We start from the raw sequence: 14,497 nt of genomic DNA on the forward strand, positions 1-14,497 counted from the left end.
GAGTGATGGGGGGACGCAGGAGGATAGGGTAAGCGCGCTGTTGGATATGCGCGTCCAAGCAGTTAGGCTGTCAATGAGGCAAATCCCGTTGACGTGAAGGCTGAGCTGTGATGGCGAGGGAAATATAGTACCGAAGTTCCTGATTCCACACTGCCAAGAAAAGCCTCTAGCGAGGAAGCAGGTGCCCGTACCGCAAACCGACACAGGTAGTCAAGGAGAGAATCCTAAGGTGAGCGAGAGAACTCTCGTTAAGGAACTCGGCAAAATGACCCCGTAACTTCGGGAGAAGGGGTGCTTTTTAGGGTGTTAAAGCCCTGAGAAGCCGCAGTGAATAGGCCCAGGCGACTGTTTAGCAAAAACACAGGTCTCTGCGAAGCCGCAAGGCGAAGTATAGGGGCTGACGCCTGCCCGGTGCTGGAAGGTTAAGAGGAGAGGTTAGCCGCAAGGCGAAGCTTTGAATTGAAGCCCCAGTAAACGGCGGCCGTAACTATAACGGTCCTAAGGTAGCGAAATTCCTTGTCGGGTAAGTTCCGACCCGCACGAAAGGCGTAACGATCTGGGCACTGTCTCAACGAGAGACTCGGTGAAATTATAGTACCTGTGAAGATGCAGGTTACCCGCGACAGGACGGAAAGACCCCGTGGAGCTTTACTGTAGCCTGATATTGAATTTTGGTACAGCTTGTACAGGATAGGTAGGAGCCTTGGAAGCCGGAGCGCCAGCTTCGGTGGAGGCATCGGTGGGATACTACCCTGGCTGTATTGACATTCTAACCCGCAGCCCTTATCGGGCTGGGAGACAGTGTCAGGTGGGCAGTTTGACTGGGGCGGTCGCCTCCTAAAGAGTAACGGAGGCGCCCAAAGGTTCCCTCAGAATGGTTGGAAATCATTCGTAGAGTGTAAAGGCACAAGGGAGCTTGACTGCGAGACCTACAAGTCGAGCAGGGACGAAAGTCGGGCTTAGTGATCCGGTGGTTCCGCATGGAAGGGCCATCGCTCAACGGATAAAAGCTACCCCGGGGATAACAGGCTTATCTCCCCCAAGAGTCCACATCGACGGGGAGGTTTGGCACCTCGATGTCGGCTCATCGCATCCTGGGGCTGTAGTCGGTCCCAAGGGTTGGGCTGTTCGCCCATTAAAGCGGTACGCGAGCTGGGTTCAGAACGTCGTGAGACAGTTCGGTCCCTATCCGTCGTGGGCGTAGGAAATTTGAGAGGAGCTGTCCTTAGTACGAGAGGACCGGGATGGACGCACCGCTGGTGTACCAGTTGTTCTGCCAAGAGCATCGCTGGGTAGCTATGTGCGGAAGGGATAAGTGCTGAAAGCATCTAAGCATGAAGCCCCCCTCAAGATGAGATTTCCCATAGTGTTAAACTAGTAAGACCCCTGAAAGATGATCAGGTTGATAGGTTTGAGGTGGAAGCATGGTGACATGTGGAGCTGACAAATACTAATCGGTCGAGGACTTAACCACAATTCATGATGAATGTCAGCATTATCTAGTTTTGAAGGAACAAACCTTCAATAAAATAGTCTGGTAACAATGGCGAGAAGGTCACACCCGTTCCCATCCCGAACACGGAAGTTAAGCTTCTCAGCGCCGATGGTAGTTGGGGCTTTGCCCCTGTGAGAGTAGGACGTTGCCAGGCTAGCCCCTTTTAGAAATATTAGGGGCTTTATTTTTGTCTAATGGACAAACTTAGGTAACTATGGCCCGTTGGTCAAGCGGTTAAGACACCGCCCTTTCACGGCGGTAACACGGGTTCGAATCCCGTACGGGTCACCATTTTTAAAAGGAAGGTCTGCTAAGTGCGCGACATCCTGTACGTCGGAGGATTAGCTCAGCTGGGAGAGCATCTGCCTTACAAGCAGAGGGTCGGCGGTTCGAGCCCGTCATCCTCCACCATATTGCCGGCCTAGCTCAATTGGTAGAGCAACTGACTTGTAATCAGTAGGTTGGGGGTTCAAGTCCTCTGGCCGGCACCATGTTTCATCGTCCTGAAGAGGATGAAACATGCGACAAAAGCCAAAGGCTTTTGCAGCACAGGACCATGAGCTTATTTTAGGAAGATATTTTAATATGAGCCATTAGCTCAGTTGGTAGAGCATCTGACTTTTAATCAGAGGGTCGCAGGTTCGAATCCTGCATGGCTCACCATTTTGCGGGTGTGGCGGAATTGGCAGACGCACTAGACTTAGGATCTAGCGCCGCAAGGCGTGGGGGTTCGACTCCCTTCACCCGCACCAATTCTAAAATGCGGAAGTAGTTCAGTGGTAGAAGATTGAACGACTCGAAGAGTCTCAATCTGCGATAAAAGCCGTAGGATTTTAGAGCACAGGACCACATAATATATTCAGAAATACTTTTAAATTTTAATAGGCGGAAGTAGTTCAGTGGTAGAACACCACCTTGCCAAGGTGGGGGTCGCGGGTTCGAATCCCGTCTTCCGCTCTTGAATAATGCCGGGGTGGCGGAACTGGCAGACGCACAGGACTTAAAATCCTGCGGTAGGTGACTACCGTACCGGTTCGATTCCGGTCCTCGGCACCATCTAATTTAACAATGCGCCCGTAGCTCAATTGGATAGAGCGTCTGACTACGGATCAGAAGGTTATGGGTTCGACTCCTTTCGGGCGCGCTTATTTACGGGAAGTAGCTCAGCTTGGTAGAGCACTTGGTTTGGGACCAAGGGGTCGCAGGTTCGAATCCTGTCTTCCCGACCAGGATTATAATAATGGGGGCTTAGCTCAGCTGGGAGAGCGCCTGCTTTGCACGCAGGAGGTCAGCGGTTCGATCCCGCTAGTCTCCACTTACTTTAAAAAAATATTTTCAATTATGGCGGTGTAGCTCAGCTGGCTAGAGCATTCGGTTCATACCCGAAAGGTCGTAGGTTCGATCCCTATCGCCGCTATTAGATTTTTAAATAGGTTAGAATCTAAGGATCTTTAGCTCAGCTGGTTAGAGCAGACGGCTCATAACCGTCCGGTCGTAGGTTCGAGTCCTACAAGATCCATCTTTATATATAAATGGAGGAATACCCAAGTCTGGCTGAAGGGATCGGTCTTGAAAACCGACAGGCGGGTTAAACCGCGCGGGGGTTCGAATCCCTCTTCCTCCGCCATTTAAATATAAATACTATTATCGCGGGGTAGAGCAGTCCGGTAGCTCGTCGGGCTCATAACCCGGAGGTCGCAGGTTCAAATCCTGTCCCCGCAATCTGGTCCGGTAGTTCAGTTGGTTAGAATGCCTGCCTGTCACGCAGGAGGTCGCGGGTTCGAGTCCCGTCCGGACCGCCATTTATATTTTTTGTTTTCCAGTAGGATACCATGGATCACTACTGTTTAAATATATTTGTGGCTTAGTAGCTCAGTCGGTAGAGAAACGAATCGTCCCGTAGGGGATTCGTTTTGCAACAAAAGTCAAAGGCTTTTGAAGCACAAGATCGACCACCAGTTAAATTTAGGAAGTGCTATTTTATACGGCTCAGTAGCTCAGTCGGTAGAGCAATGGACTGAAAATCCATGTGTCGGCGGTTCGATTCCGTCCTGAGCCACCATAATTGAAATCCCTTATGTCCCTATAAATTTGGAGGGGTAGCGAAGTGGCTAAACGCGGCGGACTGTAAATCCGCTCCTTCGGGTTCGGCGGTTCGAATCCGTCCCCCTCCACCATACATAATAGGGGTATAGTTTAAAGGTAGAACGAAGGTCTCCAAAACCTTTGGTGTGGGTTCAATTCCTACTACCCCTGTTCTAAAATATCATAATGGCGGTTGTGGCGAAGTGGTTAACGCATCGGATTGTGGTTCCGACATTCGTGGGTTCGATTCCCATCAGCCGCCCCATTTAAGGTTTTTGGGCTATAGCCAAGCGGTAAGGCAACGGACTTTGACTCCGTCATTCGTAGGTTCGAATCCTGCTAGCCCAGTTTTTGGCGGCATAGCCAAGTGGTAAGGCCAAGGTCTGCAAAACCTTTATTCACCGGTTCGAATCCGGTTGCCGCCTTTGGACGAAATTATAAATCATATATGCGGGTGTAGTTTAGTGGTAAAACTACAGCCTTCCAAGCTGTTGTCGTGGGTTCGATTCCCATCACCCGCTCCATATAAAATAATGGGCCTATAGCTCAGCTGGTTAGAGCGCACGCCTGATAAGCGTGAGGTCGATGGTTCGAGTCCATTTAGGCCCACCATTATATTCATCTTGTTCCGCAGTAGCTCAGTGGTAGAGCAATCGGCTGTTAACCGATCGGTCGTAGGTTCGAATCCTACCTGCGGAGCCATTTTTATTTTTTGGGGAAGTACTCAAGTGGCTGAAGAGGCGCCCCTGCTAAGGGTGTAGGTCGGGTAACCGGCGCGAGGGTTCAAATCCCTCCTTCTCCGCCATATATAAACTGTATAAATGCGCCTTTAGCTCAGCTGGATAGAGCATACGCCTTCTAAGCGTACGGTCAGAGGTTCGAATCCTCTAAGGCGCGTAAATCAAACTCATTCTTTATTAAAGAATGAGTTTTTTATTTACGTGCTTTGCTGATGATCTAGCAAAGAAAAAGGTAAGTTCCCTCTCCCCGTAATAATAGATAAAGCTAATACTTTTGGTAAAAATGAGTCCTAGCTTTTTCATTACTGATAATTCTTTAATAGATTTTATAGTAGTTTATAAAGTCATTTCAATTTCTTGAAATTCTCCTGCAATTTCCCCCAAATACAGCCTCAATTTGTATAATTCCACCATTCATATTATCAATTGAACGATGAATTCAATTTTTATGTATTCGAATAAAATTCTTTATGCCTGTATGTTTAACTTAACCAAACTTTAAAAGAACTTCTAAGTTTTAAGAGATAATAAAAAAATTTCATATCCAAGTTCACCATATTGCCTTATTTTTTACAGTGCCATATTTGAAGTTAAGTAGATATAACAATAGTGGAAGGAGACCTTGAGATGGTGACGAGCCCTGTTAGAAGAATTGGTTAGTTCAAGATTATAAAAAAGGAGATGTTCATCCAGATATGAGTTATTCTACTTACACATCAAATCAATTAAAGCGAATGTCCCTGTTTCAAACAGAGGAGGAATATCAGGAGCATATGGAGAGGTGGTTACAGACGTATAAACAGAAGTTTACAAATACTGAGCTGTTGGGCTTGAATCAACTAATAAGAGTATCCCTTTATCCTGGTATCACGTACATCACGGTTCCCCAACTGTTGCAAGGGATTCAAACTTCCATTGAATGTAGAGGGATTTCAAGTAGAACGTTTTTAAGAATGCTAACGAAAGCGAAATCCGTGGGGCTGCTAAAGATATATCCAAAGGTAAGTGTGGATGGTTTGATTCCTTGTAATCTCTATATCTTTCAACCTTTTTCAAGCAAATGACTAGGAGGAATGTGCAATGAGTAAATTGTTAATCGAAGATAACCCTATGATTATTCTCCCTTCTCTAGCTAAGAAAATTGGCTTAAATCAAGCAATTGTGATCCAGCAATTTCATTATTGGCTCGTATCGAGTAAACATACCATTGATGGGAGAAAGTGGATCTATAATTCATATAAAAAGTGGGAAGAACAGTTTGTGTTTTGGTCAGGGAAGACGATTGAACGAACCATCCGTTCCCTAGAGGAACAGGGCTATTTACAATCAGCAAACTACAATCGATCCAAACAAGATAAAACAAAATGGTACACCATCAATTATGCTAAATTAGCAGAATTAGATGAACATGTTGAAGAAAATCTGTCATCTTCTAAAGGACAAATTGCCGAACTGGATGAGGCAATTTGTACAATCAAGATAGACAATACGGTAGATGCAACAGGACTAATGGACGTGGCACAACAGACTGACTGTCTAACTGAGTCAGACAGTTTGCAACAACCATTACCAGAGATTATTTCAGAGACTAACTCAGAGAATAAAATGAATACTTCACCTTTCACCGAAATCATTACATACTTGAATGACAAAACGAATTCTAATTATAAGCTGACTTCAAAGAAAACAAGGGAATTAATTCGAGCACGTCTTGACGAAGCCTATCAACTAGAGGATTTTAAAAAAGTCATCGAAATCAAAAGCGAAGAGTGGAGGATAGATCCAGTTTGGAGTAAGTATTTGCGACCAGAAACCTTATTTGGAACAAAATTTGAATCTTATCTAAACCAAAAGAGCGGGAAGAAAACCTACAGAGAAGAGGATTTTAATCTTGACGACTAGACAAGAAATTGATACATGGGGACGGTTCTACTGTTTCAACTAGTTAAAACTGATAAAAAGGTACCAGTACCCATCCAAAAAGTGGATGAATACCGGTACTTTTTGTTTGTAAAGGATTCCTAAATATTTTTAAAATAGATCGATAATTTTAGCATATAGCAGTATGATCTACTTAAGAGACCTTATTTTCTTGAATAAAAATGAAATTGGGTAACCTAATAAGGTTAAGGAGAATGGTGATATGGATAAGATTATTGAAGTAACAGGTCTAAAAAAGTCCTTTGGTGAATTAGAAGCAGTAAAAGGCATTGATTTTTATGTGGAAAAAGGATCGTTTTTTGCCTTTTTAGGTCCCAATGGTGCTGGTAAATCGACAACGATTGATATGATTGGTACTTTGCTGCAGCCAAATAGCGGTGAGGTTGTGATTGATGGGTATCGCTTGGGAAAAGAGGATGATAAAATTCGCTCGGTCCTTGGGACAGTCTTTCAGGATCATGTATTAGACAATCTTTTGACGGTAAAAGAAAATTTAATTACAAGAGGAAGCTTCTACTATTCTAACAAAAAGGACCTAATGGCAGCTGTTGAGGATGCAGCGCAACAAACCGGTGTAATCGAGTATTTAGATCGACCATACGGAAAATTGTCAGGCGGTCAAAAACGGAGAGCTGATATCGCAAGAGCGCTGGTTAACACCCCAAAAATTCTTATCTTGGATGAACCGACAACAGGACTTGATCCACATACAAGAAAGGATGTTTGGCAGGCAATTGAACTGTTACAAAAGGAAAAAAATATGACGATCTTCCTAACTACTCATTATATGGAAGAGGCTGCAAAGGCAGATTATGTTGTCGTTATTGAAAAGGGGATGATTGTCGCAAAAGGAACCCCCGCCCAGTTAAAAGAGCAGTATAGTAACGACCATATCATAATACATACTTCACAAATGAAAGAAGTCACAGAGATTTTAACAAATCATGGATATTCGTTCGAAAAAAAGGTAGATACCATCACCATACAATTACATTCGACGATGGATGCACTGCCAATTTTAGAGGCTTGTAAGGATAAAATTAGAGGCTTTCAAGTAATCGAAGGAAATATGGATGATGCTTTTATTAATATAACAGGAAAGGAGATCCAACAATGAGATACTTAATAAAACGTAATTTGTTGATCTTTTTTCGGCAAAAAAGCAGCGTATTCTTTTCACTTCTTGGGGTTTTAATCATTATCGGACTCTATGTTTTATTTTTAGGAGATTTAATGGTTACGAGTATGGAAGATTTAAAAGGTGCCAGATTCTTAATGGACAGCTGGATAATGGCAGGTGTTTTAGCGATCACCCCTGTGACCACATCCCTGGGAGCAATGGCCACCATCGTCGAGGATAAAAAAAATCATATCCATAAAGATTTTATTTCATCCCCTTTGAAAAGGAGCACTTTGGCTAGCGGGTATATTTTGAGTGGTTTTTGCATTAGTTTAATCTTGACCTTTATTACTTTTATTTTCGCAGAATTGTATATTGTCGCCTTTGGTGGAGAGTTATTATCGATCGAAGCTGCAATCAAAGTCATCTTACTCATTATTTTTACAACAGCTGCATCCAGCCTTATGATGTATTATATTGTATCGTGGTTTAAGAGCATTAATGCTTTCACAACGGCAAGTACGATTGTGGGAACATTAATCGGATTTCTAACCGGTATTTATATCCCAATTGGAAATCTTCCTGATTTTGTACAAATGATTGTTAAACTTTTCCCCCCATCTCATGCAGTTGTGCTGTTCCGAAACATAATGATGGAACAAGCAGAAAAAGTAACATTCGCTGGGGCATCAACAGAGATATTGGAGGATTTTAGAATTAATTTAGGCGTTTCCTTCCAAATCGGTGATACCCTTTTAAGTCCAATAACTAGCATCCTATACATTTTGATCTTTATCGTTATTTTCTTTATCCTATCCGTAATGAAGATTTCAAAAAAGGAAAGATAAACGAACATGGGGACGGGTCTAACTGTTTCATTAGAGCAAAGTTTCAAAAAAGGTCCCGTGCACCGAAATGGATGATGCCTGGACCCATTTATTGAAGGGGGATAAACTCGAATACTAGCGTAAACAAATGAAGGAGTAAGGATTATAAGCTAACGTGGAATTGTAGAGATTTATAGGGGAAGTTGAGAGTGGCTTTACTGAGGCTTTTATCTTTGTGAAAAAAGGCTCTACAGGAGTAGAAGCGATACTACAGCTAACTAAAAAAAGCGGGACTGTTACCTCCCGCTTAACCAAGTTTATTTTTCCCACTCCCAAATATCCCCATTTTCGGATGCTTTGAGTATGCTACCATCAAATGACTCAATTTGGAAATTAAATTCTTTTCGAGGGTGATTCTTGTCCTCTTTCATCAAATCGATATTTACTTTATCTACGTGGAGAACTAAATTGGAATCTTTCAGCTCATACGTTCCATTGAAGTAGCGATGATCAGGATCATTCGTCATTTTATATTTCATAATGAAATTTCCATCTTCTTTTAAATCTAAAGTGGTTGCTCCGCCATCAGTCATCCAAAAGTTATGGAGGTCTGATAAAGAGATCTTTGCGTTTTCGGTCTTAGTTGCGGTAGTTTTTTCATCAGCTTCACTTGTAGCTGTAGATGATTCCTTCTTTCCATCTACCTTTTCATAGACAAAGGTTTTTTGGGCTTCAAGATCAAATAATTGAATTCCTTTTTCGTCATATCGTTGGAGTTCCATAGGCATTTGATCACGGTTTGCCTTTCCCTTTACTCCGTCCTGATTTTTATATTCATGGTGGAAGGTGACCACTCCTTTGAGGTAATCCCATTCCCATGTTCCAATTAATGCATTATCTTTACTCGGAAATTCCCCGTTTCCATATCCTTCATAGCTGCCATCTTCACTTAAGACAATGCTGACATTCGGTGTTCCGTCATCGTTAAAGAATCCCCATTGGCCAACTAATTCCTTTCCATCTTCAGTTACATTCAACAGAACGCTGTCACGATCAATTCCAGCATTTAGATCTAAGTCCTTTAGATCCTGTGTGTCAATCGTGCCATCACTGCCCTCAACCGGTATTGGATTATTGATAGATAGTAATGCGAATGCGTGATTCCAATAGTCTTGTCCTTTTGCCATATGATCTAAGGCTTTTCGGTCCTTATTTGCGTCTCCTTCTTGAATAGCCTCTTTATATAGGATCATCCCTTTGTCAAATTCATCTAAGGCTACTTTGATTTCTTGACCAATTTGCTCTTTATCATCGGGTGGAGCAATAGTACGAAATTCTTTGATAACATCGCGAATAGCATCTACTTTTCCTAAGTAAGTTTCTTGCCATTGTTTTTGTTCCATGTCTTGATTTTGACGTATTTCTCCGAACTCTTGGATAGAAGTAGAGAACTTAGAACGTAATCGCACCGCTTCTTTTGTGAACTCCTCGAAAGATAATTGCTCTGCTTTTACTTCATTCTGGACCTCTTGTGTGGTTTTTTGTTCCACTACAGAGTTACAACCGGCCAATAAAGCGATTGATATAGCTAAGCCCATCCCCCATTTTACTATCATTCCATCCCCACTCCAATTCTTTAAATAGGTATAACTTAGTAATTATTAAAAGAGTCAGTTTATTCCAACTCTTTTAATTTATTAAACTTTTCTAGTAAAAGCAATAAGATTGAGCGGGAATGTTTGAAAATAGGAAGAGCGAACCGCTACTTTAGTAGGGAGTGGTGAGATTTGTCTTGCTAAAATAATATATGGATGCTTGGAGAAAATGGGGATAGTTGTGATGTAAGAGTTTAACATTGAATGTTATTTTGTGTTTCAAGTAAGCTTCTAAAGCAGTCAGAATCATATTTTGCAAAAAAAGTGAAACACCAAGAACCGTCCCCGTGTTTCACAAAAAAAGAAACACGAGAACCCGTGTTTCAAACTGCCTTTACCCGAAACTGTTCAAGCCATATTTCGTTGCCATAGGCAGAAGGTTTATAGTCAATTGAGATTTTGTCTGTATGCTTTAACATTAAATTGTCATAAATAAATGGAATTCCCTCGATGGTTACGACATTTTCTCCATCTTCTTGGTCTACAGGTGCGAGTGAATAACTAGCTGTTCCACCGCCCCCACAACCAACACCTGCTAAGTATACATAAATGCCTTTTTTATTTTTGTCTTTTTCCAATAGTTTTTTAACTGTTTCTAAAGCAATGTCACTAACTGTGATTTCCACTCTAGATTCCCCCATTTTTTATTTAAATATAGCGGAATAGACCGACCGAATCGCAAAATTCCAGTCGTAATATACCCCCTGTAGTAAATATAACATGTTTTTTGAAAATAATAAAATAATAGGATTGTGTCGAAGATAATCACTATTCTGTTGAACGTTCATGATCAAACAGACAAAGAGATGCCTGTACGTCACATAGTTTGCTAAAATGAGCATAGAAAAGTCGAATGTTGTAATGGAGGAGTTACGATGTTAATCGATAGAGTTTTCGCAGAAGCAGAGCCTTTTTTACGAGAACGAAAAATTGGTGAAGTGTATATTGGCTTAACGGTTATCGTTGTTTCCCTAGATAATGGGGCAATTGGATCAACGCTCGTATTGTTAGAAGAGGTCTTAGTGTCAGATCCAGTAGCGATTGATCCAGACTTGATTAAAAATATGAAGGCTGCGGATATGGCAAAATGGGCACTAAACCCGCATGAACATGTGGTAAAGCGAATGTTGGGAATTGCGACGATGAATGCTTGTGCGTACTCACAAGATTTAAGCAATGGTAAAAGGGTGGAAGCCTCAACATACGTTGATTTGAAACCGAGTGATACAGTCGGTGTAATCGGCTGGATGCGTCATTTAGTTCAAGTTGCTGAAGAAAAGGCTCGGCAAGTTTATGTCTTTGATAATGGGGAAGCGGAGTTTGTTTATCCATCCGAAAAACAGGCTGAATTACTTCCAACCTGTGATGTTGTGTTCATTAGCGGAACGGCTTTTATTAATCAAACGATTGATCAAATTTTGAACAATTGTCAAAATGCTCGCGATATCATCATCACTGGACCAACCACACCCATGTATCCAAACGCCTATCGTGATACAACTGTAACCATTATCGCTGGCGGGGTTTGGAAGAAAGATGATCGAGAGAACATTTTTAGAAAAGTTTCATTAAATGCCGGAATGTCAAAATTGAAAGCTCACTTTGAAAAATATTCTGTACGGTTGTGAGGATAGATTCAATTTAGTAAAAAGAGGTCAGTTTCCCATTCTACTAAATTTAATGTAGCGGGGAATTGACCTCTTTTGTATATTTCAAAATTCTACAGGAAAAAAGGAGGAGTACTAAAAAATGTGTCGAATTATATTACGTTAAAGATTCAGTCTATTAAAATAGTTTTTATAATGAAGAATCTTGTAAAAAGAAATAGATGGGGGATTCAAATGAAAAAATTATCAGGTCTTATTTTTATTACTCTCATCACAATCAGTCTCATTTTAACTGGTTGTGGAAATCAAGAGAATGAACAATCTAACGGAGAGGAAAAAAGCACGGAGAAAGATTCCGTCAATATCGGAATGTTGAAGTTAACAAGTTCGGCACCGTTATTCATTGCCTTAGAAAAAGGCTTTTTTGAAGAAGAAAATATTGATGCGGAAGCAACCTGGTTTGAGGCTGCTCAACCGATTGCTGTAGCAACAGCTGGCGGAAGCGTTGATGTGGGGGCTACCGGCATTACGGCTAGCATTTACAATATGGTTGCAGGAGGACAGCAACTTTGGATCGTAGCCGATAAAGGACGTGAAGAAGAAGGATATTCATCTACAGCTTTACTAGTAGCGAATGATTCTGACGTTACGAAAGTAGAGGAGCTGAAAGGGAAGCGAATTGGGATCACTCAAACAGGCTCAACTTTCCATTATATGGCGGGACGAATTTTTGAAAACCATGGCTTAACTCTAGACGATATTGAATTAGTACCGCTTAATAGTATTCCAGGACTGATGGATTCATTAAAAGGTAAACAAATAGATGCTGTCCTATTGAATGAGCCAAACATTTCGATTGCAGTGGAAGAGGGCTATGGAAAAGTCATTACTCAAGTTGGGGAAGAAATTGATTATCAAACGTCAGCAGTCTTTTATTCACCAAAATTTGCAGAAAATAAAGATTTAGCGGTCCGTTTTATGAAAGCTTATGAGAAAGCAGTGAACTATTATCACGAGGCTGTACTGACTAAAGAAAACGGAGAATTGGTAAAGGGTGAAAATTTTGATGAAGTCATCAATATAATCGCTAAATACACTGACCAAGAGCCAGCCTTAATTGAAAAAGGTCTTCCATATATTGACCCAGAAGGAAGATTATTAGAAGAGGATATCCAAACTCAGATTGATTGGTATGCTGAGAAAAAATTAATAGATAAAAAGATTGATAGCAGTGAAATTGTGAATACTGAATTTCTTGAGGAAGCTTTGAAAAAATAGGAAGTGAATGGACATCATGAGAATTGTCGTAGAAAATGTTGGAAAAACCTTTGTTGATTCTAAAAAGAACGAAGTAACGGCTTTAAAAGATATTAATTTTTCAATTGGGAAAGAAGAATTTGTCGTTCTTGTAGGACCCAGCGGATGTGGAAAATCAACCTTGTTGAATATTGTGGGCGGCTTACTGTCGCCTAGTACGGGTCAAGTGTATTTTGAAGGTGCAACAGCAAAGGAACCTAAATTAGGGGTTGTGTTTCAGGAAATTGCCTTATTTCCTTGGCGAACGGTTTATGAAAATGTCATTTACGGGTTAGAGGAAAACGGGGTTAGCAAAAAAGAATGCCAAGAAAAAGGCAAGTATTATATTGATATGGTTGGATTAACAGGGTTTGAGGACGCTTTTCCTAAGCAGTTATCAGGAGGAATGAAACAGCGTGCCGGAATCGCCAGAGCCCTGTCGGTGGAACCAGATTTGTTATTAATGGATGAACCATTCTCAGCTTTGGATGCTCAAACACGGACACTGATGCAGGAAGAGCTACTCCAAATTTGGGATCGGACCCGATTAAGTACACTTTATGTGACCCATAACATTCAAGAAGCTGTTTATTTAGCTGACCGGGTAATCGTGTTGTCAAGACACCCTGGACAAATCAAGAGTGTGATTACGATTGACTTACCAAAAATGGAGCGACATCAAGAGCAGTATCGTGAAAGATTTGAGCAATATTCCAATGAGATTTGGAATTTAATACGTCATGATGCACAAGAAGCATTAAAGGAGGCGTATTAGATGCAAGAAACTAGAACTTTGATTAAAAATAAAGTGGATTTTCTTGATAAGAAGATTCCACGCTATGCTTCTGTATTAGGAATAGTGGGAGTCTTACTATTATGGGAGATCGTTTGTAGATTACAAATTGTTCCTCCGTTATTTCTGCCAGCACCTACAGCTATTTTAGTAGCTGGCTGGGAAATGATTGTAAGCGGAGAGCTTCACCAAAATTTATTAGCGAGTCTTTATCGTATTTTGGGTGGCTATTTCATTGGAGCTATTGTTGGAATCATCATTGGATTAATTCTTGGATTTTCGAAATGGGCAGATGCTGTTCTTAATCCGATTGTTTATTCCATTTATCCCATTCCGAAAATTGCTTTATTACCATTGATCATTTTATGGTTTGGAATTGGTGAAATGCCAAAGGTTGCGATTATTGCACTCGGGGTCTTTTTTCCTGTTGTGATCAACACGTATGCCGGTGTTAAAAATGTTGATTCCATTCTAATAAAGGCAGCAGTTACATTTGGCTCGAATCATTTTAATGTAATTCGAAAAGTCATTCTGCCCGGTGCTTTGCCAACAATCTTTGCCGGCTTGAGATTATCTGCAGGTACTTCCCTTTTGCTCCTTGTTTCAGCTGAAATGATTGCAGCAGAAAAAGGAATTGGTGCATTAGTCTTGCATTATGGAAACCTAATGGTGACTACCAAATTGATGGTTGGCGTTGTCGTCTTGTCTCTTCTTGGCTTACTTTTTAACAAAGGATTACTATGGCTTGAAAGAAAACTTCTTCCATGGAAATAAAAAATGCCTGATAACAATCAGAAATGAATGTTATCAGGCATTTTTTTATTTTAAAATTGATCGGATAGGTTCATAGATTAGAGGTAGATGAGAAACCTTTGAACAATTTTTTCGTATTTCCTTTCCCATGAAGGTAGTAGTTTTTTTAATGTTGACCAATATGT

The 14,497-nt window shown here is 41.2% G+C and carries 10 protein-coding genes, 26 tRNA genes and 2 rRNA genes (1 of these 38 only partly in view); 36 read left to right on the forward strand and 2 right to left on the reverse strand.

Annotation, left to right across the window (positions count from 1 at the left end; genetic code table 11):
- The 32 genes from Q5760_RS03085 to Q5760_RS03240 form a co-directional block, all read left to right on the forward strand.
- Positions 1-1,474, forward strand: a 23S ribosomal RNA gene (locus Q5760_RS03085) (it extends 1,463 nt beyond the left edge of the window).
- Positions 1,475-1,533: 59 nt separating this feature from the next.
- A 5S ribosomal RNA gene (rrf, locus tag Q5760_RS03090) occupies positions 1,534-1,649 on the forward strand.
- Between the two features lie 62 nt (positions 1,650-1,711).
- Positions 1,712-1,786 (forward strand) — tRNA-Glu (locus tag Q5760_RS03095).
- A 44-nt stretch (positions 1,787-1,830) separates the two neighbouring features.
- Positions 1,831-1,906, forward strand: a tRNA-Val gene (locus Q5760_RS03100).
- A 4-nt stretch (positions 1,907-1,910) separates the two neighbouring features.
- Positions 1,911-1,986, forward strand: a tRNA-Thr gene (locus Q5760_RS03105).
- Between the two features lie 96 nt (positions 1,987-2,082).
- A tRNA-Lys gene (locus Q5760_RS03110) sits at positions 2,083-2,158 on the forward strand.
- A 4-nt stretch (positions 2,159-2,162) separates the two neighbouring features.
- A tRNA-Leu gene (locus tag Q5760_RS03115) sits at positions 2,163-2,247 on the forward strand.
- A 133-nt stretch (positions 2,248-2,380) separates the two neighbouring features.
- Positions 2,381-2,452, forward strand: a tRNA-Gly gene (locus tag Q5760_RS03120).
- Between the two features lie 10 nt (positions 2,453-2,462).
- Positions 2,463-2,551 (forward strand) — tRNA-Leu (locus tag Q5760_RS03125).
- A gap of 14 nt (positions 2,552-2,565) precedes the next feature.
- Positions 2,566-2,639, forward strand: a tRNA-Arg gene (locus Q5760_RS03130).
- A gap of 8 nt (positions 2,640-2,647) precedes the next feature.
- A tRNA-Pro gene (locus Q5760_RS03135) sits at positions 2,648-2,724 on the forward strand.
- Between the two features lie 13 nt (positions 2,725-2,737).
- A tRNA-Ala gene (locus tag Q5760_RS03140) sits at positions 2,738-2,810 on the forward strand.
- Between the two features lie 28 nt (positions 2,811-2,838).
- Positions 2,839-2,912 (forward strand) — tRNA-Met (locus Q5760_RS03145).
- A 28-nt stretch (positions 2,913-2,940) separates the two neighbouring features.
- Positions 2,941-3,014, forward strand: a tRNA-Ile gene (locus tag Q5760_RS03150).
- A 15-nt stretch (positions 3,015-3,029) separates the two neighbouring features.
- A tRNA-Ser gene (locus Q5760_RS03155) sits at positions 3,030-3,122 on the forward strand.
- Between the two features lie 21 nt (positions 3,123-3,143).
- Positions 3,144-3,217, forward strand: a tRNA-Met gene (locus tag Q5760_RS03160).
- A 3-nt stretch (positions 3,218-3,220) separates the two neighbouring features.
- A tRNA-Asp gene (locus Q5760_RS03165) sits at positions 3,221-3,297 on the forward strand.
- Between the two features lie 184 nt (positions 3,298-3,481).
- Positions 3,482-3,557: transfer RNA gene (locus tag Q5760_RS03170), tRNA-Phe, on the forward strand.
- Between the two features lie 31 nt (positions 3,558-3,588).
- Positions 3,589-3,672 (forward strand) — tRNA-Tyr (locus Q5760_RS03175).
- 8 nt (positions 3,673-3,680) lie between these two features.
- Positions 3,681-3,751 (forward strand) — tRNA-Trp (locus Q5760_RS03180).
- 18 nt (positions 3,752-3,769) lie between these two features.
- Positions 3,770-3,845: transfer RNA gene (locus Q5760_RS03185), tRNA-His, on the forward strand.
- Positions 3,846-3,856: 11 nt separating this feature from the next.
- Positions 3,857-3,928 (forward strand) — tRNA-Gln (locus Q5760_RS03190).
- Between the two features lie 5 nt (positions 3,929-3,933).
- Positions 3,934-4,005: transfer RNA gene (locus tag Q5760_RS03195), tRNA-Cys, on the forward strand.
- 25 nt (positions 4,006-4,030) lie between these two features.
- Positions 4,031-4,104 (forward strand) — tRNA-Gly (locus tag Q5760_RS03200).
- Between the two features lie 11 nt (positions 4,105-4,115).
- Positions 4,116-4,192: transfer RNA gene (locus Q5760_RS03205), tRNA-Ile, on the forward strand.
- 15 nt (positions 4,193-4,207) lie between these two features.
- A tRNA-Asn gene (locus Q5760_RS03210) sits at positions 4,208-4,282 on the forward strand.
- Between the two features lie 12 nt (positions 4,283-4,294).
- A tRNA-Ser gene (locus tag Q5760_RS03215) sits at positions 4,295-4,385 on the forward strand.
- 18 nt (positions 4,386-4,403) lie between these two features.
- Positions 4,404-4,477, forward strand: a tRNA-Arg gene (locus tag Q5760_RS03220).
- Positions 4,478-5,015: 538 nt separating this feature from the next.
- Positions 5,016-5,384: a hypothetical protein gene (locus tag Q5760_RS03225; protein ID WP_428910812.1), complete on the forward strand. Its 369-nt coding sequence runs from the start codon at positions 5,016-5,018 to the stop codon at positions 5,382-5,384.
- 16 nt (positions 5,385-5,400) lie between these two features.
- Complete coding sequence (locus tag Q5760_RS03230; protein WP_428910813.1) at positions 5,401-6,222, forward strand: conserved phage C-terminal domain-containing protein; 822 nt, start codon at positions 5,401-5,403, stop codon at positions 6,220-6,222.
- A gap of 241 nt (positions 6,223-6,463) precedes the next feature.
- Complete coding sequence (locus Q5760_RS03235; RefSeq protein WP_428910814.1) at positions 6,464-7,378, forward strand: ATP-binding cassette domain-containing protein; 915 nt, start codon at positions 6,464-6,466, stop codon at positions 7,376-7,378.
- Positions 7,375-8,229: an ABC transporter permease gene (locus Q5760_RS03240; RefSeq protein WP_428910815.1), complete on the forward strand. Its 855-nt coding sequence runs from the start codon at positions 7,375-7,377 to the stop codon at positions 8,227-8,229. Before Q5760_RS03235 ends, Q5760_RS03240 begins: the two co-directional genes overlap by 4 nt.
- Before the next feature lie 296 nt (positions 8,230-8,525).
- Here Q5760_RS03240 and Q5760_RS03245 read toward each other — a convergent pair whose 3' ends face one another.
- Positions 8,526-9,824 carry a DUF3994 domain-containing protein gene (locus Q5760_RS03245; RefSeq protein WP_428910816.1) on the reverse strand — a complete coding sequence of 433 codons (1,299 nt, stop codon included), beginning with the start codon at positions 9,822-9,824 and terminating at the stop codon, positions 8,526-8,528.
- A gap of 362 nt (positions 9,825-10,186) precedes the next feature.
- The gene (locus Q5760_RS03250; protein ID WP_428910817.1) at positions 10,187-10,489 is read right to left on the reverse strand and encodes an iron-sulfur cluster biosynthesis family protein; all 303 of its coding nucleotides are present in this window, start codon (positions 10,487-10,489) and stop codon (positions 10,187-10,189) included.
- A 249-nt stretch (positions 10,490-10,738) separates the two neighbouring features.
- Between Q5760_RS03250 and Q5760_RS03255 the strand changes: the two genes are divergently transcribed.
- From Q5760_RS03255 to Q5760_RS03270, 4 genes are all read left to right on the forward strand, one after another.
- Complete coding sequence (locus tag Q5760_RS03255) at positions 10,739-11,491, forward strand: Rossmann-like domain-containing protein (RefSeq protein ID WP_428910818.1); 753 nt, start codon at positions 10,739-10,741, stop codon at positions 11,489-11,491.
- A 213-nt stretch (positions 11,492-11,704) separates the two neighbouring features.
- Positions 11,705-12,748, forward strand: coding sequence for an ABC transporter substrate-binding protein (locus Q5760_RS03260; RefSeq protein ID WP_428910819.1), 1,044 nt, complete (start codon positions 11,705-11,707; stop codon positions 12,746-12,748).
- Between the two features lie 7 nt (positions 12,749-12,755).
- The gene (locus tag Q5760_RS03265) at positions 12,756-13,541 is read left to right on the forward strand and encodes an ABC transporter ATP-binding protein (RefSeq protein ID WP_428910820.1); all 786 of its coding nucleotides are present in this window, start codon (positions 12,756-12,758) and stop codon (positions 13,539-13,541) included.
- A complete protein-coding gene (locus Q5760_RS03270; protein ID WP_428910821.1) occupies positions 13,542-14,333 on the forward strand; it encodes an ABC transporter permease in 792 nt (263 codons plus the stop codon).
- Positions 14,334-14,497 lie beyond the last annotated feature (164 nt).

The organism is Niallia sp. Kr1, assembly GCF_050389805.1.
Taxonomy (GTDB): Bacteria; Bacillota; Bacilli; order Bacillales; family Cytobacillaceae; genus Bacillus_BD.